Source organism: Oxalobacteraceae bacterium OTU3CINTB1, from assembly GCA_024123955.1.
GTDB lineage: Bacteria > Pseudomonadota > Gammaproteobacteria > Burkholderiales > Burkholderiaceae_D > Rugamonas.
In genome coordinates this window covers 625,057-651,599 of record CP099652.1, presented here as the reverse complement: position 1 = coordinate 651,599, position 26,543 = coordinate 625,057, and the positions used below count along the sequence as shown (strand labels likewise).

The 26,543-nt window shown below is 57.7% G+C and carries 22 protein-coding genes; 7 read left to right on the top strand and 15 right to left on the bottom strand.

The window, feature by feature from the left end:
* Positions 1-6 precede the first annotated feature (6 nt).
* Entirely contained in the window at positions 7-1,539 is a 1,533-nt protein-coding gene (locus tag NHH73_02810; protein ID USX27249.1) for a TniB family NTP-binding protein, read from the top strand.
* A gap of 453 nt (positions 1,540-1,992) precedes the next feature.
* A complete protein-coding gene (locus NHH73_02805) occupies positions 1,993-2,730 on the top strand; it encodes a hypothetical protein (GenBank protein USX27248.1) in 738 nt (245 codons plus the stop codon).
* Between the two features lie 37 nt (positions 2,731-2,767).
* Here NHH73_02805 and NHH73_02800 read toward each other — a convergent pair whose 3' ends face one another.
* The 6 genes from NHH73_02800 to NHH73_02775 all read right to left on the bottom strand — a co-directional run bounded on the left by NHH73_02800 (position 2,768) and on the right by NHH73_02775 (position 11,629).
* Positions 2,768-3,934 (bottom strand): ATP-binding protein, encoded by a 1,167-nt coding sequence (locus NHH73_02800; protein USX27247.1) that lies wholly within the window; start codon positions 3,932-3,934, stop codon positions 2,768-2,770.
* 74 nt (positions 3,935-4,008) lie between these two features.
* Positions 4,009-4,476 (bottom strand): hypothetical protein, encoded by a 468-nt coding sequence (locus NHH73_02795; protein USX27246.1) that lies wholly within the window; start codon positions 4,474-4,476, stop codon positions 4,009-4,011.
* 56 nt (positions 4,477-4,532) lie between these two features.
* Positions 4,533-8,300 (bottom strand): ATP-dependent RecD-like DNA helicase, encoded by a 3,768-nt coding sequence (locus NHH73_02790; GenBank protein USX27245.1) that lies wholly within the window; start codon positions 8,298-8,300, stop codon positions 4,533-4,535.
* A 194-nt stretch (positions 8,301-8,494) separates the two neighbouring features.
* On the bottom strand, positions 8,495-8,962 hold the full coding sequence (locus NHH73_02785; GenBank protein USX27244.1) for a hypothetical protein: 468 nt from the start codon (positions 8,960-8,962) through the stop codon (positions 8,495-8,497).
* On the bottom strand, positions 8,962-9,909 hold the full coding sequence (locus NHH73_02780; GenBank protein ID USX27243.1) for a UvrD-helicase domain-containing protein: 948 nt from the start codon (positions 9,907-9,909) through the stop codon (positions 8,962-8,964). The genes NHH73_02785 and NHH73_02780 overlap by 1 nt, the downstream gene beginning before the upstream one ends.
* On the bottom strand, positions 9,899-11,629 hold the full coding sequence (locus tag NHH73_02775; protein ID USX27242.1) for an AAA family ATPase: 1,731 nt from the start codon (positions 11,627-11,629) through the stop codon (positions 9,899-9,901). Before NHH73_02775 ends, NHH73_02780 begins: the two co-directional genes overlap by 11 nt.
* A 195-nt stretch (positions 11,630-11,824) precedes the next feature.
* Between NHH73_02775 and NHH73_02770 the strand changes: the two genes are divergently transcribed.
* Complete coding sequence (locus NHH73_02770) at positions 11,825-12,913, top strand: hypothetical protein (protein ID USX27241.1); 1,089 nt, start codon at positions 11,825-11,827, stop codon at positions 12,911-12,913.
* 170 nt (positions 12,914-13,083) lie between these two features.
* Complete coding sequence (locus NHH73_02765) at positions 13,084-14,490, top strand: hypothetical protein (GenBank protein ID USX27240.1); 1,407 nt, start codon at positions 13,084-13,086, stop codon at positions 14,488-14,490.
* A 59-nt stretch (positions 14,491-14,549) separates the two neighbouring features.
* Here the strand turns inward: NHH73_02765 and NHH73_02760 are convergent, their stop codons facing one another.
* From NHH73_02760 to NHH73_02735, 6 genes are all read right to left on the bottom strand, one after another.
* Positions 14,550-15,569 (bottom strand): hypothetical protein, encoded by a 1,020-nt coding sequence (locus tag NHH73_02760; protein USX27239.1) that lies wholly within the window; start codon positions 15,567-15,569, stop codon positions 14,550-14,552.
* Complete coding sequence (locus NHH73_02755; protein USX27238.1) at positions 15,556-16,674, bottom strand: SAVED domain-containing protein; 1,119 nt, start codon at positions 16,672-16,674, stop codon at positions 15,556-15,558. The genes NHH73_02760 and NHH73_02755 overlap by 14 nt, the downstream gene beginning before the upstream one ends.
* Before the next feature lie 9 nt (positions 16,675-16,683).
* The gene (locus NHH73_02750) at positions 16,684-18,219 is read right to left on the bottom strand and encodes a nucleotidyltransferase (GenBank protein USX27237.1); all 1,536 of its coding nucleotides are present in this window, start codon (positions 18,217-18,219) and stop codon (positions 16,684-16,686) included.
* A 292-nt stretch (positions 18,220-18,511) separates the two neighbouring features.
* The gene (locus NHH73_02745; protein ID USX27236.1) at positions 18,512-19,192 is read right to left on the bottom strand and encodes a hypothetical protein; all 681 of its coding nucleotides are present in this window, start codon (positions 19,190-19,192) and stop codon (positions 18,512-18,514) included.
* Between the two features lie 88 nt (positions 19,193-19,280).
* Positions 19,281-20,282, bottom strand: a complete 1,002-nt coding sequence (locus NHH73_02740) for an alpha/beta hydrolase (GenBank protein USX27235.1) — start codon at positions 20,280-20,282, stop codon at positions 19,281-19,283.
* Positions 20,283-20,469: 187 nt separating this feature from the next.
* Positions 20,470-21,471, bottom strand: coding sequence for an alpha/beta hydrolase (locus tag NHH73_02735; GenBank protein USX27234.1), 1,002 nt, complete (start codon positions 21,469-21,471; stop codon positions 20,470-20,472).
* A gap of 179 nt (positions 21,472-21,650) precedes the next feature.
* Between NHH73_02735 and NHH73_02730 the strand changes: the two genes are divergently transcribed.
* The 3 genes from NHH73_02730 to NHH73_02720 all read left to right on the top strand — a co-directional run bounded on the left by NHH73_02730 (position 21,651) and on the right by NHH73_02720 (position 23,734).
* On the top strand, positions 21,651-22,556 hold the full coding sequence (locus NHH73_02730) for a LysR family transcriptional regulator (GenBank protein USX27233.1): 906 nt from the start codon (positions 21,651-21,653) through the stop codon (positions 22,554-22,556).
* Positions 22,557-22,713: 157 nt separating this feature from the next.
* Positions 22,714-22,929: a hypothetical protein gene (locus NHH73_02725; GenBank protein USX27232.1), complete on the top strand. Its 216-nt coding sequence runs from the start codon at positions 22,714-22,716 to the stop codon at positions 22,927-22,929.
* A 37-nt stretch (positions 22,930-22,966) separates the two neighbouring features.
* On the top strand, positions 22,967-23,734 hold the full coding sequence (locus NHH73_02720) for a DUF2807 domain-containing protein (GenBank protein ID USX27231.1): 768 nt from the start codon (positions 22,967-22,969) through the stop codon (positions 23,732-23,734).
* Positions 23,735-23,833: 99 nt separating this feature from the next.
* Here the strand turns inward: NHH73_02720 and NHH73_02715 are convergent, their stop codons facing one another.
* Genes NHH73_02715 through NHH73_02705 form a run of 3 tightly spaced genes read right to left on the bottom strand, consistent with a single transcriptional unit; the run spans position 23,834 to position 26,541 of the window.
* The gene (locus tag NHH73_02715) at positions 23,834-24,604 is read right to left on the bottom strand and encodes a LytR C-terminal domain-containing protein (GenBank protein USX27230.1); all 771 of its coding nucleotides are present in this window, start codon (positions 24,602-24,604) and stop codon (positions 23,834-23,836) included.
* A gap of 13 nt (positions 24,605-24,617) precedes the next feature.
* Positions 24,618-25,553 carry a type II secretion system F family protein gene (locus NHH73_02710; protein USX27229.1) on the bottom strand — a complete coding sequence of 312 codons (936 nt, stop codon included), beginning with the start codon at positions 25,551-25,553 and terminating at the stop codon, positions 24,618-24,620.
* 10 nt (positions 25,554-25,563) lie between these two features.
* Positions 25,564-26,541, bottom strand: coding sequence for a type II secretion system F family protein (locus NHH73_02705; GenBank protein ID USX27228.1), 978 nt, complete (start codon positions 26,539-26,541; stop codon positions 25,564-25,566).
* Positions 26,542-26,543: the final 2 nt, after the last annotated feature.

Here is a 26,543-nt window from a genome sequence, read left to right as displayed (position 1 = left end):
GACGACTTGTATGAAGCGCTTAGCGTGCGCCCCGAGTTCGCTGCAGAACAGCGCCAATGGGAGGCGCACGAACGTCTGCAGATGCTCGGAACACTACATACATTCATGGTCCCCATGGCTCGTCACATCGAGTTGGGCAGGTCACTGGACTCGATGCTTCGTAGTGGCTATGTTGGCCGCGCGCCGCGGACTCCCGAACATGCGAAGCGTTTCCGTGCTGACTACCCGTTGGTTGGAACGGATACCCCATACCTGGGAGGCGTGTCAGCGCTTGGCGCGCAGGTATCCGCCCTCCTGATGGGCAACTCTGGGATGGGAAAAACCACCGCCGTGAAGCGATTCTTTTCGAATTTCCCGCAGGTCATCTACCACCCTGAATTCAATCTGTACCAAGTCACTCGCTTGCACGTCGAGATGCCTAGCGACGGTTCAAGTATCAAGGGCCTGGCGCACGGAATTTTGCATCAACTCGACCAGCTTATCCCTGGCGCCCGCTATTTTGAAACATACGCGCAAAAGGGTCGGACCGGCGCCGATTCCCTCATGCGTAGCGTCGCCCGCGTTATGAATATGCACTGCGTTGGTTTCCTGGTCGCTGATGAGATTCAAAACCTGACGAACTCGCGCAAGTCCGCTCAGACTGTCATGACAGAACTGGTTTCGGCCTGCAACGACCTCGGCGTTCCACTGCTCTACATCGGCACTAACAAGGCAGCTCAAATCTTCTCGCTGGACTTTAGGCAGTCGCGCCGCGCTTCGGGCCATGGAATGACTGAATGGGCACGTCTGCCAGAAGATACAGAAGATGGCACGATGAGTGAATGGCGAGGTTTTCTCAGTGTACTTTGGTCATTTCAATGGACCAGGAAACCCGTTCAGCTCGATGCTCAATTGGCGTCAACCATGTACCACTGCTGCCAGGGTGTGATTGACCTTGCCATCAAACTGTTCGCTTCGGCACAAGCCAGAGCCATCCTCGACGGGACCGAGACGGTGACCGCGCGCTTGGTGGCGAACGTTTATGAACAAGAGTTTAAGCTCCTGCATCCGATGGTCGACGCCATGCGCAAGAACGACGTGCAAGAACTCATTCACTTCAGCGATATCGCGCCAGTAAGCCTGCAAGAAATGATGCACGGATTTGCGCGAAAGGCGAAAGTCAAAGGCAGCGCAGCGTACACAGTGAAGTCAGACAGCGCAAACTTTGAAGCGCGCGTGACAACATCGTTGGTTGCAGCTGGATTCGATGAAGAAGAGGCCCGTGCTGCTGCGGAGGTAACAGCCAGCGGAAGTGACCAAATCAGTCTGGCCGACGGAGTGCAGGCCGCAATTTCACTGATGGCACCTGTTAAGCGCACACGAGCCAAGTCCTCCTTGAAGAAGGTCGCCCCTGTTCAAGCTCAGGACGACTACGCAGAGAGGCCGGAGGACTACCGACGAGCAGGCGTTCTAGCGAGACAAGCAGGTACATCTGTGCTTCAAAAAATGCAGGATTTGGGCATGCTCGAACCACTTTGCGATTTGGTGGAGCTTGGATAAATGCTGCTTCCCCGGCCCTTTCATGACGAGCTCATCGGGAGTGCTCTGGCACGAGGCTGCCGACACTACGGGCTATCGGTCAAGTCGCTGCTTAGCAAGCTGGTGGGCTCGCGCCGCTCGACCTATTCTTTCGTCATGGGGGCCGAACTCGAACTGCTAGCAATAGAAATGGGTATGAAAGCCAGTACGCTTCTCCTAGACCACACTATCTTTCCCTACGCGACAGCCTTTATGCCAAGTACGATGCGGTTTTCGCTTTTCAGGAAGGCACTGCGAGCTTCAAGACACGAGTGCATTGGCTCTGTTTCGAAGGTCGTAACGCACGGAGTCCCGAAACGGCGGTTGTGCCCAGACTGCGTTCGAGTCGACCTGAAGACTCTCGGTGAAGCATATTGGCATAGAGTGCACAATCTGCCTGGCGTTTTGGTATGTCCGATACATAATCGCATGCTCATGGCGGCAGACATCCCGCTTCGAGGACAAGGACAAACCGGTAAAGCTCAGCTTCCAGACGAGGTAGCCGGCACGCCGGTCGTTGCACTCGAGAAATATGGGGCGATGCACTTTGTTGCGAAACTATCTTCGCAAACTCTCGGCCAGACTCGAAGGCCACCTCAGTATCCGGCGAGCAGATACAGGCAGGCTGCGCTTGCGGGCGGGTACGAACTAAGCTCCAGGAATGTCGCTGCACTTGCCTTTACGGATGCCTTCAGGGATTTTTTCGGCGAAGATTATTTGTTGCAAGCTGGCTGTTCGCTCAATGGGAAACCTTCAAATTATTGGCCCGCTTTGATGCTCCGGCCTCGAGTCGATGTGCAATTTGCGACGCCAAAGCATATTCTGTTGCGAACTTTTCTGAAGGCGCGAGTCCCTTGCAGGTCCGACGCGACTGCCGCATACCGGCCACCAGGCCCAAGTCTTCCAGACTTCCAACAGCTTGATAGAACTCTGGTAGAGCAACTGTGCGAGCTGGTCATCGGTGCGCAAATCGACGACGAGAGATTGACCGTGACGGAACTACTTCGCCGAAGTGGAATGTTCGAAAGGTTTCGTCATCACCGGCAAGAATTCCCACTCACGCAGCAGTTCTTCAGCGAATTCAAGCAAAGTGAGTCTTCCGAGCGCCAGGTTGGCGGCCGCTCATTCTGGCGCGCACGGCACCCCGCCCGCTATGGCACTCCGCAAGCATAGGCGTAGCTTAGTTCTAGCCCGAAAAGGCAGCTATGCCCTAACGCCGCTCGGGCGCCCATTCGCCGGCATCATTGTAATTGAAAGAACGCTCCAATCCTGCAGACTGCCACACCAAATCGAAGATGGGTCGTAGTGCCTGCTCCGGTGCAAGCTCTGCTGGCAGCAGGACATCAGGCAGCACCAAGGTTCTGCGGTCAAAATGTCCTTGGTGGTCATCCAAGTTGTAATTCCAGCGGTTAAGCCCCAACTCTACCCTGTCAGCATCCAATATCGAAACCATACAAGTCATTTCCGTGCCAATACCCAGTTGTGCATATTCTTCGCGGAGTTGCCGAAGCAATGCGATGAACTGTTCTTCGTACGCGATGCTTCCCAGTGGAGGTTTCCCTTCCGCCGTAAATTCAAAAACCTTCACCGTTTCAAAATACCCATTCCGGAAAAGTTGAGAGTATCCGTAGGTGCCGGCCATGTTAGGATTTCGCACCGCCAGGGCGCCGTCAGCATTTATGCGCGAACCGGGAATCGTTGCTCCCAGCACGGGTAGCCTTCGTTGTCTCATGTAGGCAATCGGGTCAACATCCACAGTTCCAAGCGCCGCCTGAGTCGGCACCAGATGGCCAACAAGAGCGGCGCCAGGTACTAAGCGGTGAGGAGCGTCACCCGATAAAATCTTTCCGAGTCGCTCAGTGCGGAAGTCTCGGACACGCTGTGCCTGTTGGTCGGAACGCAAGAACAGCCCTCTTACTTCCGGCACGTCCAGCGGACGCTTGCGTCCATTTTCTCGGATGTAGAAGTGCAGGTTTGACTTCACTCGGTGTGGCCCGGCCCAACTCTGAGGCACGCGGATAACCAAAACAAATCCGCCCCCAACAGTTACCGCCTGAACCTGGATGCCCGGAACGCGTGGCTCGATGTTATTCATTAAGACATCCTGAATTCGCCGTGCTTCCTCGTCCATATTGCCAGGCTGCGGCACGACAGCGGCTGCTTGGCCTTCGCCGTTTTCGTCAATACCGTAAAGGAGGTCACCGCCTGAACTATTCGCAAAGGCGGATACGTCCGCAATTAAGTCGTTGGTCCCTCGTGCGTCACGCGAAGGCAAGTCGCGCTTGAAATCAAGATACGTTCCCTCACTCACCTGGGCATCAACAAGAGCTGTGAAGTGTGCTTCATTAGTTGCCGACAAGTCTCGTGGAAGAGTCATCCTGTACCCGATAGAATTTGATGTTGAAAGAGGCGACATTAGCCGAGTTGGCCATGTGTTGCCAGCCGACTAATCTAGTATCGTCCCGTATAGTCGGCTTCGAAATCGAGTTTCGCCAATTCTTCCAGCAGTTCGATGCCCACCGCGAGTAGTAGGGAAATCCGCGCGGGGTTATCCCAGCCGACAGGTGTTTGCTTCCCTCCGTGGAAAAGGTTATTCCTGACGTTTTTCAGCAGCCTGGTCACTTTGCTTAGGTCCGATGGATTGTCATTGAACGACTCAGGAACAAACTTCAGAGCCCTGTGTGCGGCGACGACCTGGCGCTGTGGCGATAGCTCAATAATATGTTTGCCAGCATCCGATAGCACGTAGTGTTCCTCAAATCTTTTTTCGAACTTTGACCAGCCTGGCTTCGCCTGGCGACCTTCTCTTTCGTCTTCGAGGTAGCAGTTTTCCTTCAACGCAAATTCGAAGCGTGAGAAGCGAAAGAAAAATTCAAATGCCAAATGTTCGACTTCGGCGGTTAATTGGTCGCGATTCATCTTGCTCTCTCGTCAGTAAAGCGACAGAGGCCAAGCTCTGCCGCGCGAACAGCAAATCAAAATATTTGCTCAATGAGCTCGTCGATTGCTTTTCCGTCGATTCCCCCGCGTTCGTCATCCATCGTCACCACCAAAGACGCTCTTTCACCGCCACCTTCAGAAAGTAATTTGACGCCATTTTGTCGATACCATTCCAGCTTTTTTTCCCATCGCTCGGCGTACCCCGCATCTGCAAGCATTCCGCAGTGCTCCCAGAGAATGGTCGTCCCAAGTGAACGGTCCTCGATTGTAAAGTCCGGAAGGCGGTACCCTTTCCCGTCGATTCCATAAAATCGAACCTCGTAGGCAGCATCAATGTCGTGCGCAGCGAGGGCATCGTCGATAATGACTTCCGACTTAGACCGCAGCAACGTCCCTCGCCTGGACCGGTGAATTAACTTCTCATCTAGCCACTTGCCACCAACCTGTATCGGTGCGGGAAGCAGGTCAGGAGCTTCCTTCTCGAACAGGTTAGTAAAGCGTGCAGGAATGACCGCATTGTCGTCAGTTGCTAACTGCTGCAGGTCAGCCAACTCGCCCTGGTGCAAAATGACTACACGTCGTTTCTGGCGCGTTAGGGCTGTGTAGAGCATTTCGCGGCTAATCAGCCGGCTCTTCTTAGGCAGCACGAGGATGGTGGTCTCAAACTCGCTTCCCTGCGCCTTGTGAACAGTAACGGCAAAAGCAAGTTCAAGAGACGCGCCCCTATCAGCATCGAAATCTGACTTCCAATAGTTGTAAACGAATCCTTGCTGCGAAGTGAATTCAACCTTTGTTCGCTGCGGCTCGTTGGACGAACCACTCGCAGCTATCTCACCTTCAACGACGCCAATTTCGCCATTGGCGATGTACTGAAGTGCCCTATCAATCGGATTTACATACTTGCGCTTGTGATTTCGAACGTTGATGACCTTGTCTCCGTAGACAATCTCTTCCATCCCTCTGGGCGCAGTCGTCCTGGCGCCGCCACGCTTGCCATTGTTTGCCCAAGCAATCGCATCCCTGCGAAAAGTACGGTGCAGCAGGCGGTTGATGTCCTTTGCGCCAAATACATCATTGCGCAGTGGAGTCAACACCTGCCAGTCGTCGACACGTGCCGCAGCGCCCACATCGAAGCGAACGTAATCGTTTTTCGCGGCACCTCCATAGCTGAGGGCAAACCCTTTCTGGTCGTCTACTCCCTTTAGGTTCAGTTCCTTGCACAAGCAATTCAACATCGTCGTGCGCAGTTCTTCAACCGAGTCCCACCGATAGGTCATCACCCGCCCGGTCGAGTCACCAGCGCCCCCAAGTATCGACCAGACTTCGTCTTCACCCGGCGCCAACGGCCGCCCACTGAACCAGTTCGCCAATTGCAGGTCGAGGGGGAAGCTGTCCGTCTCGCCAGTGGCCTTGTGGCGACGCTGGATGGTCAACTCTGCGTACCCTCTCCCCACCCGCGGAAACCGGATGCCTTCCTTTGGGGTGAGATGGGTGACGGCGTCGAAGAACGGCTTTCCGGCGCCAATTGGCGGCAATTGCCTTGGGTCGCCTACCAGGATAATTCTTTCAACGGTTCCTTTGATGGCGTCGAAAAGTGCATGCAGCATATCTTCTGTCAGCATCGAAGCTTCATCAACGATGACTGTCTTGCAGCCATCGTAGGGAGAGCCCGCGACGGGCTTGTAGGTGCCTGTTTTACTGTCAAACCGCCCGCCGCATCCCAACAGGAATTGCGCGAGGGTCGAGGCATCCTGCCCAGATTTCTGACTAAGCTGAACTCGGGCTTTACCTGTCGGCGCCAATAAAAGCACCCCTTGTTTCGCAATAGCCTCATGCTCGCAGAGTGCTTTTAGCACCGTGGTCTTCCCGGCGCCGGCCGGACCAATCAAAATTGAGAAGCGAGAGGCCGCCAGCTCTGCGAGCGCTGCGGCTTTCTCCTCCCGTGCGCGCACCTCATCTTTGTCGTCTCCATCGAGTGGCGGCAGCAGGTTATCGAGCCGTGCTCTCCAATCGTTCTGAATGTCGAATCGTTTACCAACAAGAGCCCGGTTGTGAATCTCCTTCGACAGCATTTTCTTCGAGGCTACGTAACGCTGAAGCTGTAACGCGGGCTTTCCGCCCTTCAAAGTTACGGGAAAGACTTCGTATGGAAAGTATTCAGCGACGGCCTGTATCACGTCCTCCGAGGCGGGACAAGGCGGTTCAAGTTTCGCGCTTCGTATGCCTAGAATTACCATCTCCTCTGGTAGCATCGTATGGCCGCCAGACTCTGCCGCATGCTCGAGCTGACCGATGACCTGCGCCCGGATTCGGCGTTTGTCCAATGCACCAGTCATGCGCGAAGGTTCCGGCAGGGGGTGCTTCAAGGCCACCGCTTCTGCAGGAAACGCTCCCCTGTCGATTGTCGCTAGCGTTACTCGCTCAAGTGTGTGCTCATCGGACGCCGGGGAAGAAAACCTGTCGCCTTCATAGATGACGTACGGGTTTTCTAGCAACTGCTCATCGACATAATCAAGACCCGACGCGCTCCGAACTGCCGAATGGAAGAAACGTTCGGCTTGCTCGTTGGTCAGTGCAAAGCGCGCCAGAAGCTTGAGCAGCTCCAGCCGCTTCGGCTTCAAACTCTTCCACACCGCTGTGAGGTCACTCGTCACTATCGCTTGAAGTGTCGGAGGCATAGAAGTTGGATTACGCATCACCTTGTCTACGAGCGGCCATGGGTCTTCGTTATCGCCCAGCTGCTCAGCGAGGTACAAAGCCAGGAAGTTCCCGTGTAGCACACCTAAAGCAGTCAACGCAGCGCCAAGCCCAGGGTAAGCGCCCCGCAAATTCCACAGTTCAGATATGCGAGAATCAATCCATCGGAGTGCCTTCGGAATGCCATCCCCTTCGACAAGAACAGCTCGAGCCGCTTCCAACGCATGCTTACATTCCAGTAATGCGGAGATAGCTCCATCGTGGCTCACATGCTCGGCGGCGTACGAGAATTCTGAAGTTAATCCTTCAGGTGAGAATGCAAGGCACTTGTCCCAGTCGATGACCGCACCAAGGTTCTGCGCTGCCACCAACTCCGCATAGGGGAGCAGGAAGCCGTCTCCATCGGTCGGCCGAATCGAATGTTCAATGGTCACGTCCCAGACGTACGATGTATCGGCATCAGCGGTACGTCCCTCGCGCTCGTACTGCAGTGGTTTCCCAACCCGTTTGACGCGACCAACACCTACGATAACCCGGCGCGCATCCTCTGAAAAAGGAGTTTGTTTAGCATAAAAAAAGCACAAGGAATCTTCTGGTTTGATTCCAGAGAAAAAGCCGTCAAGCATGGCCTTTTGATTGCGCCCGTTTTGAATCCAACCGCTATGGACCAGCCAATCAGGCTCCGTGGGTTCCCGCCCTGGGTCAAAGTCGAGATGCCGTGACGCAGCGAATGAATCTGCATGCTCGCGGCGCATCCATTTAAACGGGATGCATGTAGCTGAGAAGGCAGGCTGTTGCTGTGTCATCGTCTTCAGGTCGCGATGCTCCGGTGTTGCGCTTCTTTTATAGGGATGAACGAAATCTCTGCGCAACGCGAATGGCGCCATGAACGAGACACGCTCCCGGACGCAGGGTGGCAATTCTGCCTCCGTTAATTCATCGAAGCGGCGCCCGGCAACGCATTCCTCGGCGTCGTCCATTTTCTTGGCTGCGATTTCGGGAAGAGCTATGCACGCCGCATTTTCTCGAGGCTTCTTGCACACCGTCCCCTGCCACTGGTCGTCGTGCCAGGGAACTCGGACGGACAAATGATTCATAAATGCCATAGCTTTTCCCTTTTTCTAGTTTTTGTACCACGGGTGTGGAGATTCCTGAACGATGCAGGTCCACGCTGGCGCGTAGCCACTTTGCACGACAACGTGCGCTAAGGCAATGCGAAAAAGCGATAAATTTTTGAGATATGCGTGACGCATAAAACGACGTCGAAGACGAGCGCCTCTGCAAACGGAAGTCCGGCTGCTCACTTAGTATTCAAAATGTGTGAAGCCGAGCAAACGACAATCTTTTTTGCGCCACGGGTTAGGGCAACGTAGAGGTTGCAAGCATTCATTTCCTCGGGATGCAAGATGACGCAGACCTCGGATTCAAGCCCCTTCAATAGGAGTGTGCTTCCCACCGCGCGTCGCGCAATCCGTCTACCTAAATGCCGATTTCGTTCGCGAATTTGCTTCGTCGCTTCATCAAAGGTGCAGCTTCCTGTGGCGGCAGACTGCATAGCCGATAGGCAGCAATTGTAAATTTCCGGCCGATACACCCGAGCGCCTTCCTGCACGGTAAGCGCTAAGAGCAGAGCCTCCGCTGTCGTCCAGTTCGGCACAAGTTCGAGGTTCAATGCTGCTTGCTCGGCACTCGTAGGCGGCGTTCGCGCTCGTCCCGCCTTGAGCGTTTCGAGACGTTTCAGCAAAACCGACGCGCCGACACCAGTCATCAGCTCACCGGCAACGCAAGTAGGTTGCCGACGGCGTCACCCATTGACGGACTGAAGCGTGCTCCGAATTGAGTCAATGTGTCGATGTCGACAGCCTCCACGACGGTCGCACCAGGTGTCTTGCTGGCGATATCGTGTCGCTGGCTTCGATTCGCGCTCTTACCAATTATCAGAACATCGCCGTCCTTGGACACGGGACGCGTTAACGCGGCGCTCATGCGCCTTTGAATTGCATCCGCAACGCTGACCGGAACCCACTCGACTTCCCTTGGAGCGGTTTTTAAGTCGATTGGCATACCGCGCGCTAGGGCTTGGCGTGCCTCGAGGAGCCACAGCCCAAGCGGTTCTGTTCCAGCGTTGCGCCAACGCCAGGGAGTTGCAAGATGACCAGCTGATGGAAAGCGAGAGAGAACATCCCCTTCCCAATGAACGACGGGGCCCGCGAAGTTGAAAATAGCTTGCATAGGGTCACCGAGGACACAAGTATGCAGGGTCGCTGCCAACGCGTCGACAATTGCATGCTGTTGCAAATCGCAATCTTGATACTCGTCGACGATTAGGCTTGCATACGACGCAGCAAGAATACCGTCAAGGTGCCCCGCTTGAATCAATTTGCCCGCCGCCGCACGAATCGCGGGATAGTCTGTTTTAGGCGCCGCTAGTTCGAGGATTTTCGGGTCATGACCACTGCGCGATGGAAAGCGGCCAATAAGTCTGATGCAGAACGCATCAATTGTTGAGACCTTGAACGATGAAGCGTGGACACGGGCCTTCTGCAGTCGTGCCTTCAAGGCACCGACTCCAGAGTTCGTGTGGGTAAGAATGAGGATAGGCTTGTCGCCCTTGTGCCCAGCAAGCGTGTCAGCAATAAGCTGTGTCTTTCCGCAGCCAGCAGGCGCGGTCACGGCTCCACGCCGAATCGAGGACAAGTCGATTTCAGGCGGCATGTGTTAAGGCATACAGCTCGTTGACTTTCAGCTGGAAGCCAGCTTCCGACCTGGTATGGTTTGGTCCGAGCAGGACTTTGGCAATATGCTGATATGCCGTGACGGACTTGAACCACCCTTTTTTTCGTTTTCGCGCAGCTCGACCGAGTATTGCACGGGTTTCAGGCGAATACTTCTGTCCTCCAAAAGCATACTCGGCTTGTACTAAGCCTAGGTCTTTTTTGCCGCCTGATTCCGACATGATGTTTACGTCGACGCGGTCTGGCTCCAGTTCCAGTGCTAAATTTAGCAAGTCGTTTATCGTGGCATCATCGCAGCTCAAGAAAATCTCGTCCTCCAAGGCTCGGCTAGCGCGCCACGTGAAAGTTGAACCACCTGCCGCGTGAAAACCATCGACCAGCTCTTTCACGGGTGCTTTGTCAGCGTCAATGAAAACTACTACCTTGTAGCCGAGGTCAAGAAGCGCCTTAGCACGGCGATAACATCGTTCCGGGTCTCCACCACCAACATCGGCGTAAGCCCAACCGTTGGCGAGCATAGAAGCCGCCTCAAGCTCAGTCCAATATTGGTCGTATCCTCGAACAAGGCCGACTTCGCTGGCGCCTTCACAGACCAAGATAGACTTCGCGAGGAAAATTTCAGGGTCCTTACGAAGCAGACTTTGAATGTCATCACCTATCCCGGCCACACAAATCTGATGGGCGACTGGCCCCTTTCGCGTGACGAAAATTTGATGACCACTTAGTTCCCGAAGTGCCACCGGCGAATGGGTTGACATTACGACCTGCAGCGGAGGTGGCTCGGACTTCGCGCCGAGCGAATCGAGCAACCGCATCAATCGGTGAGGTTCTAAACCATATTCGATTTCATCCATCAAGACTGTGGTTGCCGACTCGGCAGCCTCACGCTGCAGCCCCGCAATGAGCAGTCGGGTTGAACCCGTACCCAGCGAACGCAATGGGATGCCTGCCTGGTTATGCAGGGCGATTGCGCCGTCGTTAATGGACACGGCATGCGCATCAAGCATGGCCAGAGCACCGTCCCCAACCGGCACACCTAAATTCCTAGCAGTGGTCGTCACGGTTGCGAGCGTTCCAGCCAACTGGACTGACGCTTTATCGCCGACGTGCGCTCGCGCTTCTCTCGCGGCATTTGCCAATTCCAATGCCATCTCTGGCCGCTCCTCAGACAGCTTGTTCAACACCGAGCCCTTAGCCCAGGATAAATTGATGCTTGCGTTGTTGCCTATGCGCGCGGGCGCAATCGCGACCCGGTCCTTCCAGGCAAGCCCGCGTTCAAGTCCTTGAGCTGATGCGCGTTCCGAGAACAGCGTCCACGCGGGCTCAAGGTCGCTGGTGACCGTAAGCCGTACTGTCAGTACCGTTTCCAGACTCTTTCGAGGCTCGTCCTCTAGTTTGCCGCTGCCTAAATCGTACCCGCGCAGAAAATCACCGTATGCGTCAACGTTCATGAGCGAGTTGGGCAATTCTCCAAGGGTGACGGAAATCACGATGGGGTTCGCAACCTGCAGCCCATGAAAGTCAGTATCCGCAAAGGTCAGATTTCGCCTGGCACCCACGGCGAAGTCGATTGCATCTAGCACGGTGGACTTCCCGGCATCACCGGGGCCGATTAGACAATTTAAGCCCGGTGACAGCAGCCAGCTCAGCGATTGAATCGAACGAAAGTTCGAAATTTCGACAGTGCGAATGCGGGCCATCTTATCTCCTGTTTAATCTACTGCAGAATCTTGCCCTACTTTCATGGAAGAAAGGGTACAAAGAACGAAAAACAGCTTGAGTTTTCAAAAAATGACGCTTTCGTTACCGTTGGTGAGTTTCAGGTCGTTGCAACTCACCGGCGAAGAATAAATCGTCGACCTATACGTCGAGACGAGATTCTTACGAGGCAAATTATGGAATGGGTAACGGGTATAAATTTGGCCACAGGTGCGATAAACGTAGTGGACGCTTCGCTGCGGGCCCAACAGCTGCCAAGCTTCAAAGCATTTAATCGGGGCACGCCATCAGCCGCCTCGACGCGAATGCGCATCACAATGGCGCTAGCGTGCTTGCGTCACAGCGCCCAAGCAGAGAATGACTATTTAGAAGCATTCGGGCTGCAGGCGAGCCCTCATAGCCGAGGACAGCACCTCGTATTCGAAACAACTGTGAACTCGGTTCGATACGTCATTCCCGCTTTAGTCTTAATGCGTACGCTCTTCACCCCGTGTAGGTACCTCCTCGACACCATGTTCCGCCCGCATGCGCTTGACCAGACATGTTTTATTGAGTTTGGTGCCCCGGAACCAGCGCTGACAATGCTAGCAACATGGGCAACGGAAGCGAATTCTCGCCGATTCGCACCATGGGAGCCGCGCCTTAAGTGGATGCAGTCGCACCAGAGTGCCTACCACATGGCAGGAAGCGTTCACGAGTTTGCTGCCCGCGGTGTAATCGGTCTGTCGATGCCACGAGCAACAATCTCGGCCACGGTTGATGGCGTTCGCAACGGCGATGATTTCTTCGTCACTAAGTGCATGCTCATTACGATAGTGCCGCAAGAATCACCCATCGCTAACATGGCGCCGATGCCACTGATTGTCGCGCATCACAAGCCTCGGTTTCTAGCTAAAGAACATCCTGGCCGGCAGCTAGTAAGTTCGGCACCTGTACCCACGCACCCAGATGGGTCGCTGGACCTGACAGACGACGAATGGATTATCTTGCGTCCAATCGTCGTCCGCAATAGTGCCAGTCGCTACCAGCACTGTCCCCGAATGCTACTGGACGGCGTCCTTGCAAAAATGGCGTCCGCTCGGGCATGGAAGAAAATGAAGTACAAGGTTGGAAATTGGATGAACGCCTCGCACACTCATCAAGCGCTTCGAAAGTCAGGAGCAATGGACGAGGTCATGAAATTTTTAAATGCAAGCAGGAGTCCATCTCCGGGTCAGGCTTGCGGCGGAAATCCGCAAAACGTAAGTCGCTATGGTGCTGTCTAAGGTACTGCGACGTACTGCCGCCGAAATCACCAGCGAGGCCGAAAGGAGGTAACTGGGATTCAGTCTTGAATCATTGACATCAAAGCGCTATATTGTTTGGCGGCCTATGCCAAACGTGAGCGCCAGCTATGTGGCGCCTTCTTCCATGGATTATCATTTGACTGTTACCTATGACCGGTTCAACCGCACCGATATCTGAGCCGTTGTGGCTGTCGGAGCTGCTTGCTGTGGTCGCAAAGCATCCTATTGTCGTCTTCCGGTTGGGTTCCACATTGGACCAGTTGCAAGACACAAAAAGCGGCATCACGGACTTCACGCTGATTCGCCCACATGACCATTTCCGCGACATCGTGCAGAACAGCGTCTGCATAATCTTAGGGGAGTTAAATCCTCGGTTCGGCGCCGTCCCAACTACGCCGGCCGCCTTTCTGTGTATTCTCGGCAGGCGCGATGCGGTAGCTAGTTTGGAAACCCGAGTTCGGGTACGACGCGCGTCTCCCATCCAACCCGCTACCGAGGCGGCGTTGCTCGCAATGGTGAGCGAAAAGCGCCAACACAGCGACTTAAAGCGGGCCCTTGCAGGCCAAACCGACTTGGTCAAGCTATCGCCGAAGGTGAGTCAAGCTCTCCTTAGGGGTCTTAACGAATCTACCTGGAATCATCGCAGCATCGAGGCAGTGGCGAACGGCTTACCTGGCAAGAAGCGCGGACAAAATCAACGCACGCAGCTAGACGCGGTTCAAACCGCGTTGAAGGCCTTTGGTCTAAAAGCGGACGCTATAGCCACCCGCCTCGAGATTTCGCAGGACGAGACCACCTTGAAGGAAGTCCGCGTGCGGGAAGACGACGTCATTGCGAGCGATGCAGTCACTTTCCCTGGCTACGAGTTCACCCACTTGGACACTACGGGAAGGGCATCATTTCGCAACGGTAATGAGACTCTCGACGTGTTTACTGCAAACCGAAAGCCGCTAGAGGATGTCCTGGGCGTTGACCTAATCTATCTTAATCGCCACCACAACAATGCGATTCTCATCCAGTACAAAATGCTGAAGAAGACTGGCGGCTCTGATGAAGCAAACTCGGACTGGCAGTATACAAAGGAACGGCATTTTCCGGGCCAGATAGCCAAGATGCGACATTTTTCGCAACACTCGGATAAGAAGGGATACCGCCTGAACGCAGGCGGGTTTTATTTCAAGTTCGTACGAAACGTCCTCTCATCCTCGGACTCGAACCTTCTTATTCCTCTCGACCATATGGAGGAATTGATAGGACAGCCCGAATTTGAGAACAAAAACGGAAATCTTAAAATTAGCTACCGGTCGCTTAAGGGCCACTACATGCGGCAGGAGGCTCTATTCAGTCTGATTCAATCAGGATATATCGGCACACATGTTGGGACTACAGATGACCTCCGTACGCTGATTGAGTCAATCGTCGATGGTGACAGTGCTGCGGTGGTTGCGATTCAAAGAGCGACAACCAGCGAGGAACACGACGAAGACAATGCCGCAGTTCAGCGCAAATACACAGACGTCGGGCCGACGCGAAATCAAATTGAAGACGGCATCTGACCGTTAGCAATCGCTCGTTCGGGCAATTTGGCCTTGTCCGCCTCTTGCAGTAAGCAGCGCTACATCACATCGCCAAGTGGAAACTCGGACCCAAACTGCGAACGAAGAATTCGGGCAGCTTCAGCAGTGGAATCGACGTCATAGCAGTTCGACAGAGCATCCTTCAGGCAATCTAGGCGCTCTTTAAAGACGCTCATCTGAACGGATGTCAGGCCTGACATCAAGTCTATCTTCCGAACGCCAGGTAGAGGCACGGACAGCCTGCCCAAGTCGAAGTTATTTCCAAACTTGCGCTGCATCGTTTTGACGAGTGCGAGGACGGCATCCAAGTCCGCAAAGGTCTCGTCTGTTGCGCGCTTGGGTTCAAACCACAGTGCCGCTGCGACAGTGAGAGCGATGCTGAGCGGCGCGCCGACACTAAAGTTTACGTCTCTCCAACGCTTGAGGTAGCGAATGCAGCGCCGATACTGAGCTTGCTCCTCGCCGCCGAATTTCGACAGAATAAACTGGGTAAGCTCCCTCGGTGCCGAGGGCACCCATTCGCACTTTTCCGCCTCGGAATATTTCCGGCCTTTTCCCAGCACGAGATGACCGTCCGGCTTCCTCAAATAGACGGCCAGGTCTACGTGATAATCCGGCACTCCATCCCGAAAGTAAGTGACCGTGACACAAGCTCGTCGTATGGCGACAGTTCTTTTACTTCCAGCGAGCGCGTCGTGGACCAAGGTCTTAAGAGAAACGGGATTTGGAAATCGTTCAAGCGAACAATCGAAAATGAGCCCTACGTCGATGTCGTAATTCCCGTCCTTGGGGACTACCCCCGTCCGCATTGCGTAGCTACCTTGGTCGAACGATTCGAATTCCAGCGAATGCACCGCCAGCTTCTTCTTAAGCGCACTGAGTAGAATTTCCCGCTTCGTGCGCAGCTTGAGACGCTCATCATTGTCGTCGAGCTTTATCGCGGCGTGGAAGCGCTCGAACATAACTTGAAGGTTGCGGTTCGGTTTGGAGCGTCTTTCGGCAAGCGCCAGGAGAACCAGGCTAACGACCGCAGTACCGAGAAGCTTAGGTACCGACATGGCGTGCACCAGCGGCTGGGACTGTAAGCTTATGGATAGTTGGCCTCGGAGACCCGTGCGTGGGCATTACTACTCCCCAAGGATACGGCGGCGTTGACGACTTTTCATATTGGTAGACGATGAGCTCAGGATGAAGACGGTCGTCATACATTGACCCCATTCGAACTACTAAGCTTACCGGCCCCGCAAGTACCAGATGGATCCGCCGTATGCCTAGACCCATCAACTGCTGTATAGAGTCGCGAAACGCCGCAGCAAATGCCTGCTGCGCCACTTCGGACCAGTAACTATTCACCCGCGGTGCATCAACCGACAATCGCGCCACACTCAGCCCAGGAAATGCCGCTCCAACTGATACGTCATCCACTGGATAAGAGGCCGAAACTGCGAGAACAATCTCGGTATCTGCTGGCGACAATGTAGGTACTACCAGCTGCAGCACCCGCTTGCCATCGTCTGGCCGGTCTATCATCTTCCAGCATTTTAAGTCTCTATCCCAATCATATAAATCACTGTGGGACTCGTCCTCGAACATTTTACCGACTAGGAACATCGCCGGCACAGCCGCAATACCGCCTACCGCAACGAAAACGTCGCTCTTGTCCCGCCCTTGCGACAAAGTGTCGACGGTCAACTTCATGCCTTCGATTTTTGACAGCATCAGCTCAGGATTTACGAGTTCTCCGTTGCCGCTGGGCCTGAAGTCAACCACCACGGGGTGCCGATTCCCTCGAAACTTAGTTTTGACGGCCTTCACGGAAGGTGTGTCTACGGTTCCATGAAGACCCCGAACCTCTACGACTATCAACAGCTGGCGCCGCTCTCTCCGGTCATCGCGCCACATCACGTATATCCCTGAAATCAGTAACAGTGCCGCTATCCCAACGACGATATATACGATTGAATCTGGCAGCGCCCCGCCGGTTCCAAACTGAAGGTTCAGACTGCTTTCCTTGTCGCGATAGTTGACCTGAAAGGCGAAATCGACTGCCGCAATTCCAATGAGGAGAAGCAGTCCTCCTTTGAGCAACAAGGCACCCGTCGTACGTACTCTGAAAATCCAGTCGATAGCCCGGCTGCAGAACTCATAGAGCAAATTTTTCACTATTTAATCTCATTTCACGTTTACGATAAAGGCACCACTTCGTGCGGCCAAATTTCCGTCCTTGACGATGAAGCACTCTACAGAGTGCGTCCCGGAGTACACCGCGTCCTCTTTTCGCACGATGCCGCCCTGAACCATCAAGTCGAGATTGAAATCGCCCCGCAGGTCGTTTCGAGATTTCGCTTCATCACCCGTATTCACAATCTGCCAAAAAACACTGTAAGGCTTGGGCACATTAGTTGTAGCGGCAAACTCCAGCGAAACCCCTTTCGTCAATGGTGCTGAGTCGTGCAGCAAGACAATCGGGCGGAACCCATTTTGAAAGACTCGGGTTTTTGCAATGCTAACTTTGCCCTTGGCATGAGTAGCCCAGGGCGGAGCTTGGCGATGGGGAGCGGTGAATACGCTGACCGCACGTTTAAAGATGCTTTGCGTAGTACCTGTAGGCTTGGATTGGCTAGCGCTGGCCCGGACCTTCCTTGCCAGCGAGTCCCCCACGGCGGCACTGGCGGACTCCATTATTAGCTGAGGGTCGTCGTTGCCTGCAATATTTTTGAAATCCTCGTGCGCGAATCTTAGCCATTGGAAGAACGCGTCTTTTCTTTCCGGATGGGTCGCCCAACGGTCCGCGAAATTCTCGGCCGGGTCGGTCGGATTCTCAATCCAGTACACGCCGTTGCGCTGCTGAATATGGAGATGCATGTTCTCAAGGATTGCCGCCAGTGCCTCGGGAAGGTCGGCCTGGTTTCCGTACGCCTTTGCAGCCAAGGTTGTGATGATGACTGAAATCGGCTTTACTTCAAGATTGTCAGCAAAGCGAATGTCGCGATGACGTTTTAAAATTTGAACCACTTGCTGGAGGGGGGTTTTGACACGGTACGAGGGCACATCCTCCACATTTGCTTGCACCTCAAACGCCATACGCTGACGCCGCTCGTTGAAAGCGATTTTCATCCTCGAGCGGAACCACTCCGTGAATCCCCTGGGATTACTGTGCGGCCATTGTGACGTACGTTGCTTGAAAGTTTCACACTCGGTGTCGGTGATAGCAATCGCACTCTTTGCCCATTCGGCGGACAGATGCATAGACTCGAGCACGAGCCTACGACCTTCGCCGTCTGGGATTGCTGGCAAGGCGTCCAGGTGGAATTGTGCGCCTTCTGCATAGTCGAGGGTCCAGCAGCGTCGGCTCTCTGAGGCAGGCGCCATTCCATAACGCTTTGCGTACAGCTGCATCTCGACGCCTAACTTTGCCTTCAAGTCCTCCTGCGAAACTTCGTGTTTCCCGAGGGATAGCTCGCACACCAGGTCGATATCGTAGTGCTCATCATCGTTCACCGGACGAATGGGAGTCCCTAAACGGAAAGAGCCTTGCACATAAACGTTTGGCGAGTGCTCCTTCAAACTCGACTCCTCGCGGTCGAGCCAATCGCCGACGGAGTGGTAGCGATTCTCAGCTTCTTCGTATCGACTTGCGGGTACTTCAAGCGCCTCGGCCAACCGTTCTAAAAAATCTGCGGCCGCGGCCGTCACGCGAAAAACCATACGTCGCCTTCATGCTGTAACCAAAATACAACTATGCACGAACATGTTCACTTCAGCAACGAATCTTTTCATTTTTACATGCAGCTGTCGGTACGCCATACCTGCGTCAGACTTGCCCACCGGGGTATCAACGCGCGAGGTACCACGTGTCCGGCTAGCAAACTGCCATAGCCTGCGAGGCGTGTGGCCAGATACTAGGGCCAGTTACCGAGCTGAATGTGGAAGCATTCGAATATCTGAGCACGCGAGTCACCGACTTAAATGTAAATGAACCGGCCTCAAAATCGCGCCCTCATAGGGGGAGGCAGTTACCGACTTTAATGTACGCACACACCGGTATCGGCAGCCGCGTCAGGCTGGCGCCGTAGCGGGCGGCGATGACGGCGTCCATCGCCGCGATGTTGGCGATCGAGAAGGCGAAGCCGTCGGCGCGCCGCAATGCCACTTTGTCCATATTGCTGTAGGTGTCGAGCGAGCCGTCGTCGACTTTGAAGCCTTCGGCCCTGAGCTGCTCGCCCAGCGGCGAACCCTGGTTGGTGACCAGGGTGCGGCCCTTGAAATAGTGGCGGGGATCGATGTTGGGCGGCAAGCCGTCGGCCGTGCGCACGTACACGACGGCCGTCATGCGCAGGCCGCGCCGCGCGTCCAGCCGGCCCTCCCTCATGGGCAGGGCGGAGTACGGCTGCTCGCCGTCGCGCAGATCGACCGGGGCCAGATCGGCGCTGCCATTGAGCAGCGCCAGCTTGATGCGCGCGTTCGGCAAACGGAGCATTTCGGGCCTGCAGCCGACGCTGCGGACGGCCATTCGGAGCAGATCGACGCCCGCTCCCGCCGGCGCCGGCACCACCGAGCCGTTGCCGAAGTAATAGGGCGGCCGCTCGCGGTCGGGATAGGCCACCCGGATCACGCACTCGCGCGCGGAAGACTGTCCGCAAATCAGCAGCAAGCCTGCGGCAAACGCCATGACATTCATGCGAAACTCCGGTGGTCTAGCCGGAGTATAACGTCACAACGGCGGACTTCGATCACTCGAAGCCCGCCGTGCTCAGATTTGCAACAGATCAGGACTTGGCGAACGCCAGGAAGTCGGCGTTGAACTTCTCTTTATGCGTGTCGGTCAGGCCGTGCGGCGCGCCGGGATAGACGATCAGCTTGGCGTGCTTGACGATGGCGGCCGAGGCTTTGCCGGCGGCGTCGATCGGCACGATCTGGTCGTCGTCGCCGTGGATCACCAGGGTCGGCTTGTCGAACTTTTTCAGGTCGTCGCGGAAATCGGTCTCCGAGAACGCCTTGATCGAATCGTAGGTGTTCTTGTGGCCGGCCTGCATGCCCTGCGCCGTCCACGAATTGATCAACCCTTGCGAGACCTTGGCGCCCGGACGGTTGAAGCCGAAGAACGGACCCGAGGCGATGTCGATATACAACTGGGCGCGGTTGGCGACCGAGCCGGCGCGGATGCCGTCGAACACTTCGATCGGCAGGCCGCCCGGGTTGGTGGCGGTCTTGAGCATCAGCGGCGGCACCGCCGAGATCAAGCCCAGCTTGGCGATGCGCTTGGTGCCGTGGCGGCCGACGTAACGCGCCACCTCGCCGCCGCCGGTCGAGAAGCCGGCCAGGATGATGTTCTTCAGGTCCAGCTTTTCGATCAGCTGCGCCAGGTCGTCGGCGTAGTGGTCCATGTCGTTGCCATCCCATGGCTGGCTCGAGCGGCCGTGGCCGCGACGGTCGTGGGTGATGACGCGGAAGCCGTTGTTGGCAAGGTGGAAGGCGGCCGATTCCCAGCTGTCGGCGTTCAGCGGCCACCCGTGGCTGAGCACGACCGGTTGGCCGGTGCGCGGACCCCAATCCTTGTAGTAGATCTCGACGCCGTCGCGGGTGGTGATGGTGCTCACCGAGTGCGCCACCGGGCCGCCTTTGACGACGGGGGCGGCTTCGGCTGCGCCGGTCATCGTCGCCAGTGGCACCGCAACGGCCGCGACGGCTGCTGCGGCGGCGCCGGCGCTGCTGAACAGGGCGGTACGACGGGAAAGGCTGACTGCTTGGTTTTGGGTGTCTTTGCTCATGATGGGCTCCTGGTTTATTTAGATAACTGACGATTTAGTAGGGCGCTATGCTTGTCTTGCTTGTTTCGCTGTTGCGCCGCCGATGTGAGAACTATATATCGCACGCTATTCGATAGCAAGCGATTTCTATAAATATTTTTTGTACCGTATTGGAGGACCGCTACCGGCGGCCCTCCCCTTGCCACGATCAGGACTTGGCAAACGCCAGGAAGTCGGCGTTGAACTTCTCTTTATGCGTGTCGGTCAGCCCGTGCGGCGCGCCCGGGTAGACGATCAGCTTGGCATGCTTGACGATGGCGGCCGAGGCTTTGCCGGCGGCGTCGATCGGCACGATCTGGTCGTCGTCGCCGTGGATCACCAGGGTCGGCTTGTCGAACTTTTTCAGGTCTTCACGGAAATCGGTCTCCGAGAACGCCTTGATCGAATCGTAGGTGTTCTTGTGGCCGGCCTGCATGCCCTGCGCCGTCCACGAATTGATCAACCCTTGCGAGACCTTGGCGCCCGGACGGTTGAAGCCGAAGAACGGACCCGAGGCGATGTCGATATACAACTGGGCGCGGTTGGCGACCGAGCCGGCGCGGATGCCGTCGAACACTTCGATCGGCAGGCCGCCCGGGTTGGTGGCGGTCTTGAGCATCAGCGGCGGCACCGCCGAGATCAGGCCCAGCTTGGCGATGCGCTTGGTGCCGTGGCGGCCGACGTAACGCGCCACCTCGCCCCCGCCGGTCGAAAAGCCGGCCAGGATGATGTTCTTCAGGTCCAGCTTTTCGATCAGCTGCGCCAGGTCGTCGGCGTAGTGGTCCATGTCGTTGCCGTCCCATGGCTGGCTCGAACGGCCGTGGCCGCGGCGGTCGTGGGTGATGACGCGGAAGCCGTTGTTGGCAAGGTGGAAGGCGGCCGATTCCCAGCTGTCGGCGTTCAGTGGCCAGCCGTGGCTGAGCACGACCGGTTGGCCGGTGCGCGGACCCCAATCCTTGTAATAGATCTCGACGCCGTCGCGGGTGGTGATGGTGCTCACCGACTGCGCCACCGGGCCGCCTTTGACGACGGGAGCGGCTTCGGCTGCGCCGGTCATCGTTGCCAGCGGCACGGCGACGGCGGCGACAGCGGCCGCCGCGGCGCCGGCGCTGCTGAACAAAGCGGTGCGGCGGGACAGGTTGACAGTGGTGGTTTCAGCGGCATTGTTCATGATGGTCTTCCTTTTAGTTAATATGAGGATATAAATGTCTGTGCTACGATTCTTTGCAAGTTTGGCCTTGCGATGGGATGAATCTTAGGCCCGACGCCGCGTTTGTGGAACAGACAGCCTTGCAAGCCCGCTTTGCAGAAATGCACAATCCCCCACTTTCACCCCCTACGCCGACACAGATGCCAAGCAGTAACGATTTCGACTGGAACGACATTCCGCTGATCCTGGCGCTGGCCCGCAGCGGCAGCATGAGCGCAACCGGGCGCCAGCTGGGCGTGGACGCGTCGACCATCAGCCGCCGCATCGCCGCCGCCGAAAAAGCCCTGAAACTGCGCCTGTTCATCCGCGACAACACCGGCTACCAATTGACCGACGCCGGCCGGGTCTTCGTCGCGCACGGCGAGACCGTCTACGGCAATGTGGAAAGCATGCTGCAAGCGTCGTCGCAGGAGGCGGACGCCACCGCCGGCCCGGTCAACATCACCTCGATCGATTTCCTGTTCGACTACTGGCTGCTGGAGCACGTGCCCGAATTGCACGCGCAACATCCGCATCTGCAGCTGACCTTGCAGGCGGAGAACCAGAACCTGTCGTTCACGCGGCGCGAGGCCGACTTCGCCCTGCGCATGGGCAAGCCGGGCGAGGACGCCGCGCTGGTGATGCGCAAACTGGGCGATCTGGGCTTCGCCGTCTATGGCCACCCCCGCTACGCCGACACGCCGCGCGCCTGCTGGGGCACGCAACCGTGGATCGCCTACGACGACGCCCTGGCCGGCACCGGCGAGATGCAATGGCTGGCGGCGATGGCGCCGCAGCCGCGCCGCGTGCTCAAGGTCAACAGCCTGAGCACGATGGTGCGCGCCTGCCGCGCCGGGGTCGGCATGGCGCTGCTGCCGTGCATCATGGGCGAGCCCGAAGGCTTGCGCCGCATCGGCGCCGGGGTCGAGGTGCGGCGCGACATCTGGCTGCTGAGCCATCGCGACGCCGGATCGATCGCCCGCTTCAAGGCCGTCTCCGCCTGGCTGACGCAGCTCTACGCCAGCCACCAGGACCTGCTGTGCGGCGCGGGCCTCGACAACGGCTGATCCCGCCGCCCGATCGCGGCGCGCCAATGCCGAATTAGCCGCCAAATCGCAGTCTGGCCCCTCCTTTTTGCAGTTCGTCACATCCCGGTGGCTGGCCGGATGGCCCTTGTCTATAGTTCACTCAACGCAACGAACTATTCAACCCAAGGAGCTCAAAATGAACATCGCAAAAAACATGGAAGCCATCTTCCTCGCCGCCATCGTCGTCGCCGGCGCCACCTCCTTCGCCACCGCCGCCGTGCCGGCAACGCGCGCCGCCGCGCCAGCCACCGCGCCGACGGCGGCGCTCATCGCCAAGGCCGACAGCAGCGCCATGCAAGTGGTGACGGTCACCGCCAAGCGCCTGACCGCCGCCGAAAAAGCCGCACTGTAATACCACCGCAATCCCACAGACGAAGATGGAGCGCATCATGAAAAAATATCTGAAGGCCGCGATGCTGGCCACGGTGTTGTGCAGCGGCGCCAGCGCCGCGCTGGCCGCGGACGTCATCAGCGAGAGCCGCAGTGTCGATGCGCGCGCAGTCAACGTCGATCTCGATGGCGTCATCAGCCTGAAGATCAAACAGGGCGCGGTGGCATCCCTGACCTTGTACGGTGAACCGGAGGCGCTGAAAAAAGTGACGGTGCAGCAGACCGGCGACACGCTGCGCATCGGCACCGTCAAAAACAACACCATCAACATCGGCGGCAAAAAGGATTTACGCGCCGAGCTGACCTTGCCGAATCTGCGCGCGCTGGTATCGGGTGGCGTGGGCGCCACCGAAGTGACGGGATTCAGCGGCGATAACCTGCGCCTGGCATTGGAAGGCGCCGGCGCGGTGAAGGTCAACGCGCAATACCGCAATGTCGACGTCAAGCTGGGCGGGGTGGGCGGCATGACCGTCAACACCGGCAGCAGCGATAACGTCGAACTGCATCTTAACGGTGCTGGCCGCATAGAGATGATCGGCCAGACCAGGCAATTGAACGCCAGCCTCGGTGGCGTCGGCAGCCTCGATGCGCAGCAGCTGCGCGCCGAAACGGTGGACGTCAACATGTCCGGCCTGGGCAGCGCGTCGGTCTACGCGAGGAACACCGCCAATCTCAAATTAAGCGGTCTCGGTTCCGCCACCGTGTATGGCAACCCGACCAATCGCAAGTCCGTCGCCAACGGCTTGGGCAGCGTGAGCTGGCAGTAAGGAATGCGCTGAAGCGCTTGTGTAGCGCCAGCGGCAACAGGAAACACATGGGTGTGTTTTTTTCCGTCCGGGAGGATGATCTCCACCCGGACGGTTTTTTTATTTGAAGAGGCCGCCCGCTGTGGCGTCGTGTCCGATGACGATGCGCATGTCGGCGCGTGGCGACTTTTCGTTTTTCGCTTTCAGGGGCAGGCCCAGCCGCTCCGACAGCGATTCCGCAACCACTTGCTGCTCGCGCTGGTATTCGATGCGGCTGACCGGCACATCGAAGTTCTTCACATTCGTCAGCCGTACGGTCTTCAATCCGTCCACGTTCAACGAGCGCGCCAGCCGCGCGGCGGCGCCGTTGACGCCATTGCCGTTGCTGATTTCAAGACGCACCGGCGCCGGCAAGGCCGGCATCGCCGCCGTGGGACTGGCCGGCTTGCCCGGAATTGGCGCCGGTGCCGGCATCGCCGTCGCTCTGATCGTTGGCGCGACGCGCAGCACCTCGACCAACGCGGCGCCGAGCTGCCGCACCTGGGTGCGCGGCATCGCCGCAAAAGGGTCAGGCTCGGGCGCGGCCGGTTCCATGGCTTTTTCCCACAGCAGCGCATAGTCGCGCCGCACATCGTGCGCGCGCAGGGTGGCCGCCTGCTCATACATGGTGCGCGCCCGCTCGCGCTGACCGTCCGCGTCCAGCGCCGCCGCCAGCGCTTCCCATTTGGCCGCGTCCATGGGATCGGACAGGCAGTCCCGCTCCAATGCCGTGATGACCCGGCCAGCCGGCGCCACGGTCGGTGGCGGCTGGAGCGGCGGCGCCTGCGTCCGCGTGCCGCCGCATGCGATCAGCAACAAGCCGGCGGCTGTCGCCAGTAGTGATTTTTTCATTTCGAACCTCCCGTCAACGCGCCATGCCTGGCAACACCGAGCGATAAATCTGTATCCCCGCAGGGCCGATCAACACCAGCATCAACGTCGGGAAGATGCAGAAGATCAGCGGGAACAACAACTTCAACGCGATCTTCGCCGCCGCCTCCTCGGCCTGCACGCTGCGCTTGCCGCGCAGATTATCCGAATGCACGCGCAGCGAATCGCCCATGCTGGTGCCGAAGCGCTCCGACTGGATCAGCATCGCCACCAGGGTGTCCACATCCTCGACGCCGCTGCGCAGGGCCAGGTTGCGCAACGCCCGCTCCTTGCTGAAGCCGGCCCGCATTTCCATCAGCACCAGCTGCAGCTCCTGCGCCAGCGCCACGCTCTTGATGTGGATCTCGCCGGCCACCTTGGCCAGCGCGCGCTCCAGACTCAGGCCGGCCTCCACGCAGACGGTCAGCAGGTCCAGGGCGTCGGGAAAGGTCTCGAAGATCTCGCGGCAACGGCCGGCGGCCCTGCGCGACAACACGAAGTTCGGCAGGTAGTAGCCGATGCTGGCCGCCAGCAGCAGCAGGAACAGGAATCCCTTTTGCGGGACGGCGCTCAGCATCGTCATCGCCAGCAGCGCGGTCACGCCGGGTAGCCCGAGCGCCAGTAGGCTCTTGGCGGCGAAGTACAGCGACGGCGCCGACGGGCTGCGCCAGCCGGCGTTCATGAAGCGGGTGCGCAATGGCGAGCGCTCCCACCCCTCCTCCGGCAACGACAGGCGCGAAAACGGCTCCGCCACGTGCGCCATCTTCTCGACCCAGCCGCCGGTCACCTCCGGCATCGCGAGCTCCGGCTCGACCACCTCGGTCAACCGCTCGCGCACCTGCACCGGCGAAAAGATTTTCAACGCCAGCATGGCGATGCCGACGACGACGATGAACACGATCGCCAGGAAGAGTATGTGCTGTCCGTCCATGCCGTGCTCCTTATATGCGGATGCGTATCAGTTTGCGCATCCATAAAATACCGCCCACCGCGACGGCGCCCGAATACCACATCAGTCGAACGCCGATCGGATCGGTCCAGAGAACCCTGATGTAGGCCGGATTCAACACCGACATCAACAACAGCACCGCCAGCGGCAGGATGCCCAGTATCCAGGCCGACATCCGGCCCTCGGCCGACATCACGCGCACTTGCCCCAGCAGTTTCAGGCGGGCGCGTATCAGGCGGCTGATATTGCCCAGCACCTCGGCCAGGTTGCCGCCGGATTCGCGCTGTATCAGCACCGCGATGACCAGGTAGCGCAGGTCGGTCAGCGGCACGCGCACCGCCAGGTTGTGCAGCGCCTCGTTCATCGGCACGCCGTAGTTGATCTCCTCGTAGGCGAATTTGAACTCGCCGGCGATCGGTTCCGGCATTTCCTCGCCCACCATCTGCATCACGTTTGCGAACGAGTGGCCGGCGCGCAGCGCGCGGCCGAGAAAGTCCGCCGCCTCCGGCAATTGCTCCTCCAGCTTGGACAGGCGCTCGCGCCGCGTGCGCATCAGCAGTATCCACGGCACCGCCATCGACAGCGCCACCCCGCCCCACGCCGCCAATACCGGCATATCCAGCACCCTCACGGCCACCAGGCCGGCCACCAGCATCACCAGCGAGCAGCCGAGAAATTGCGCCACCGACCATTGAACGCCGGCCTGCAGCAGCAGGTTGTCGAGCGCCCCCAGACGGGCGATGCGGCGCAGCTGCTTCTCCAGCGCCGGCCAGCGGCTGTAGGTGCGCCGTTTGAGGATATCGACCCGTTCGACGCCGCCCTCGCCCCGCTCGGCCATCAGCCGCAGGCGTTTGGCGATGCGCCGCGCGCCGCTGCCGTGGGCGCCGGACCACCACAGCCACGCGCCCTCGACCAGCAAGATCACGGCCGCGAACAGCAGCACCACGAAGGTGGAGAAGATGGCGTCCATGG